The sequence below is a fragment of the Nocardia mexicana NBRC 108244 genome (assembly GCF_001613165.1).
Taxonomy (GTDB): domain Bacteria; phylum Actinomycetota; class Actinomycetes; order Mycobacteriales; family Mycobacteriaceae; genus Nocardia; species Nocardia mexicana.
Genome location: NZ_BDBV01000164.1, coordinates 1 through 3,886 on the forward strand (window position 1 = coordinate 1; position 3,886 = coordinate 3,886).

At 66.4% G+C, this 3,886-nt stretch carries 6 protein-coding genes; 1 reads left to right on the forward strand and 5 read right to left on the reverse strand.

Features of this window, described 5'->3' with window-relative positions:
• Positions 1–118 precede the first annotated feature (118 nt).
• From NM1_RS42870 to NM1_RS40515, 3 genes are all read right to left on the reverse strand, one after another.
• Positions 119–361 (reverse strand): hypothetical protein, encoded by a 243-nt coding sequence (locus tag NM1_RS42870; RefSeq protein ID WP_147289114.1) that lies wholly within the window; start codon positions 359–361, stop codon positions 119–121.
• 90 nt (positions 362–451) lie between these two features.
• Complete coding sequence (locus NM1_RS40510) at positions 452–877, reverse strand: hypothetical protein (protein WP_068033112.1); 426 nt, start codon at positions 875–877, stop codon at positions 452–454.
• A gap of 124 nt (positions 878–1,001) precedes the next feature.
• Positions 1,002–1,928 (reverse strand): NADP-dependent oxidoreductase, encoded by a 927-nt coding sequence (locus NM1_RS40515; RefSeq protein ID WP_068033114.1) that lies wholly within the window; start codon positions 1,926–1,928, stop codon positions 1,002–1,004.
• Between the two features lie 101 nt (positions 1,929–2,029).
• On the opposite strand from NM1_RS40515, the gene NM1_RS40520 reads away from it, so the two are divergent.
• Entirely contained in the window at positions 2,030–2,800 is a 771-nt protein-coding gene (locus NM1_RS40520) for an AraC family transcriptional regulator (RefSeq protein ID WP_068033120.1), read from the forward strand.
• 101 nt (positions 2,801–2,901) lie between these two features.
• On the opposite strand, the gene NM1_RS40525 is transcribed toward NM1_RS40520, so the two are convergent.
• The gene (locus NM1_RS40525; protein WP_068033116.1) at positions 2,902–3,093 is read right to left on the reverse strand and encodes a hypothetical protein; all 192 of its coding nucleotides are present in this window, start codon (positions 3,091–3,093) and stop codon (positions 2,902–2,904) included.
• 102 nt (positions 3,094–3,195) lie between these two features.
• On the reverse strand, positions 3,196–3,886 hold a 691-nt coding region (locus NM1_RS40530; RefSeq protein WP_157124132.1), incomplete at its 5' end, for an AMP-binding enzyme.

The window sequence follows — 3,886 nt, forward strand, 5'->3', positions numbered from 1 at the left end:
CGATGCGGTTCGGAAGCGGCCGTTGCGGAGTGCGGTGATGCGCTGTAGATGTCCCTGCTCCAGCCAAGCCAGGTGTCTCGCTCTGACTACCTTGGCGCAGACCACTAATAGTACTTTGTCAGGTCGGGAAGCTGTGGTGGCAGAGTGGGCAGGTACCGATCCAAAAGGCCAGTGCGCGTTGGATTTTGCGGATGATGCCGTAGAGGCGGCAACCGACCTGAAATGCACTGAAAATCGGCATGAGCGTGCGTTCGGAGACGCAGATGCCGTCGGGGACGCTCGCAGATGCCGTCAGATTCCGCCGATGCCAGCGGATCTCAGTCCTGGGATCCTGACGCCATAATTCGCCGATACCCGTCATCGGAATTCACCAACGTAGCTGCCCCGACCGAAGGGATGACTGGCGCCGCGCCGTCTCCAGTTGCCGTTGGCATACGAATCGACGCTCGGATCATCGTGGTCGCCCTTGGTTTTCGCGGCGGTTGATGCCGTGGCGTTGAAGGGTGCCGCGGATGGTGGATTCCGGGATGCCGAGGCGTTGGCCGATGCGGGTGAAGGAGTCGCCTTGTTTGCGGCTGGTGATGGCGTGGTCGATTTCGGTGTCGGTGAGTCGGCGTTGTTTGCGGATGGTGGCTCCGCCGGTGCGGAGGATGGACAGGATGCTGCTTTTGGCCAGTTGCCAGTCGGTGGTGAGCTGGTTCATGCTGGCGCCCGCGTGGTATGCACTGATGATGTTGGCGCGGTCGGTATCGGTGAGCCGCCGCTTCAGTGCGCGGGGTTTGGCGCTGCTGGGGTGGTGTTGTGGCCGTTTGGGGGTGTGGTTGTCGTTGGTGGTGTCGACGGGGCGGATGATGTTTTCGGGGCCGTTGACCAGCACGGTTTGGTTCGGGTTGATTAGTGTTAGGCCCACCATAATCGTCTTATTGGGAACCGCGCCCGCTCGTCCTTCGCGCGATGGCTGGACTTCCCTCGATCTCTGAGTTCGACTGTGTGCCGGCCCATCAGGTGGTGAGGACGACCTTGCCCTGGAGATGGCCACTCTCGATCAGGCGGTGTGCGGCGGCGATCTGCTCGAAGGGGTAGGTCGCCTGCACGTGGACCTGGAGCTTGCCCTGTTCGACGAGGTCGACGAGTCCTCGCAGGGCCACCGGGTCGGGGTCGACCGCGACGCCGCTGAATCGCTTGCCGGCCGCGTCAAACTTCGCGATGAGGTCCGCGTCCTCGTCGGCGACCGCGGTCACGAGGTGGCCGCCTGGGCGGAGTACCTCGAGCGAGCGGGCGGCGGTATCGCCGCCGAGCGTGTCGAGCACGACGTCGATATCGCCGACGACGTCGGTGAAGTCGACCGCCGTGTAATCGATGACCTCGTCGGCGCCGAGTTCCTCGACGAACTCCCGCTTGCTTCGGCTGGCAGTGGTGATCACGTGCGCGCCAAGCGATTTCGCGATCTGGATCGCCACATGACCGACCCCGCCGCCACCGGCGTGGACCAGGATGCGGGTGCCCTCGGTGACGCCACCGAGGTCGACCAGGCCCTGCCATGCGGTCAGCCCGACGACCGGCAACGCCGCCGCCTCGACATGCGAGAGCGAGGCAGGCTTGCGCACCAGGTGCAGGGCGGGTGCCGCCACGAACTCGGCGTACGCGCTGGCGGCCCGGGGGAACAGCGGCATCCCGAACACCTCGTCGCCCGGCCGCAGGCGCCACGTCTGCGCCGTCTCGACCACGCCGCTGATATCCCAGCCGAGGATGAACGGCGGCCTGCCGAGCAGCGGGAATTCACCGGCCCGCAGGCGCGGTTCGAGCGGATTCAACCCGATTGCCTCGACGCGGACGAGGACTTCGGTCGGCAGGGGGCGAGGCGTGGGCGCTTCCGCGAGCGTGAGAACCTCCGGGCCCCCGAGTATGTGCTGGGTGATAACTCGCATCTCTCCACGATGAACGCCAGAAGACTGGCGTACCACCGGTGTCACGCCAGAAAATCCTGATAATCCGCCAGCATCCGCGGCGCCGCATAGAGTGGGTGCTGATGACCGAACTTGCGCCCCAGCCGGTGTTCTGGACCGACGATCCGCCGGTCTGCGAACCCTTGGCCCACGGCGCGGAGGTCCCTCCGCACTTCCATGACTTCGGGCAGCTCAGGTATGCCGCTTCCGGAGCGCTGGTCACGGCGACCGAGGTCGGCTCCTGGGTGGCGCCGGCGAACCGCATGACCTGGGTGCCGCCATTCTCCGTACACAGCAGTCGCTCGCACGGTCAGACCGATATCCGAGTGCTCGGGGTCCCGGCGGCACTGGCCGAGCAGCTACCGAGGGAGCCGTCGGTGTTCGTGGCCAGCGCGCTCGTACGCGAGGCATACCTGGCTATGACCGGCGACCGCGAACCCGCCGACAGCCCCCGCGCCCGACTGCTGCTCGAGGTCGTCGTCACGGAACTCGCTCGCGCCGCGAAAGAACCACTACGCCTTCCGGAACCGCGCGACACGCGCCTCGAGGCAGTAACCGATCTGCTGCACGCCGACCCGGGCAGCCCGGCGACGCTGGCGGAGTTGGGGCACCGAACCGGTTCGAGCGAACGCACTCTCAGCCGGCTGTTCAGCAGCGAGCTATCGATGACCTTCCAGCATTGGCGCACGCTGCTGCGGATTCAGCGGGCACTGATCGAACTCTCCGAAGGCACCTCGGTCACCGACACCGCGATACGGCTGGGCTGGGCGAACCCGAGCAGCTTCATCGACGCCTTCACCAACCTCGTCGGCCAGACACCGGGCCGCTACCGCGCCACAGCGCGTAACCCATGACCAGCGCCAGGGGGCGGGGTGTCCGTGATTCCCGGCGGAGCATCGGTGGTACGCCCATGGTGATCGGCGACGTTCTCGAAACCCATGCAATTCCCGCCCTCTCAGCCAGAAGAGCAGGCTCGGTTCAGGCCCGTGAGGAACTCGCCGGAGTGCCGTTCGGCGGTCTCGGAGTCGTATAGGCGCTCGAACTCGGCGCGCGCGACGCGGCGCCGGAACTCGCCGTGGTAAGAGACGTCTCCCGCGTCGTGCATGAGGTCGGTGAACCATGCGGCGTACGCCTGGTAGTTCCACACGTGCTTCAGGCAGTTGGCGGAGTACGACTCCAGCGGGTCCGCAAGCGGTCTGCGCGCCGGATCGCCCTCTTGTTGTCCTCCGAGACTGATCGCTTGTGTTGCTTACCAGTTGGTTTTGCGGGCGCGGATGGCTTCGAAGACGTTGGGGTCTACGAGGGTGGAGGTGTCGCCGAGTTCGCGGCCTTCGGCGACGTCGCGCAGGAGGCGGCGCATGATTTTGCCGGAGCGGGTTTTGGGGAGTTCGGGGACGATGTGGATTTCGCGGGGGCGGGCGATGGGGGAGATCTCGCGGGAGACTTCGGCTTTCAGCTCGTTGACCACATCCTGCCCGGTGTTCCTCGCCTCGCCGGTGAGGATGACGAACGCGACGATGCCCTGGCCGGTCGTGTCGTCGCTGGCGCCCACGACCGCGGCTTCGGCGACGCCGTGGTGGCCGACGAGTGCCGACTCGACTTCGGCGGTGGAGATGCGGTGGCCGGAGACGTTCATGACGTCGTCGACGCGGCCGAGGACCCACAGATCCCCGTCGGCGTCGAGCTTCGCGCCGTCACCCGCGAAGTACCAGCCCTGCGCGGAGTAGCGGGCCCAGTAGGTCTCGCGGTAGCGGTCCGGGTCGCCCCAGATGCCGCGCAGCATCGACGGCCACGGCTGGTCGAGGACCAGGTATCCGACGACCGCAGAGTTTGCGGAGCGGTCCGAAGACGCTGCCTCGTTTCTTTTCGTCTCGACCGGGTTGCCCTCTTCGTCGACGACGTGGGCGGAGATGCCGGGCAGGGGGGTCATGGCGGCCCCG

Coding starts and splice junctions, on each gene's coding strand:
- NM1_RS40515 (WP_068033114.1), bottom strand. CDS start 1,928: ATGCGAGTTATCACCCAGCACATACTCGGGGGCCCGGAGGTTCTCACG.
- NM1_RS40520 (WP_068033120.1), top strand. CDS start 2,030: ATGACCGAACTTGCGCCCCAGCCGGTGTTCTGGACCGACGATCCGCCG.
- NM1_RS42870 (WP_147289114.1), bottom strand. CDS start 361: ATGACGGGTATCGGCGAATTATGGCGTCAGGATCCCAGGACTGAGATC.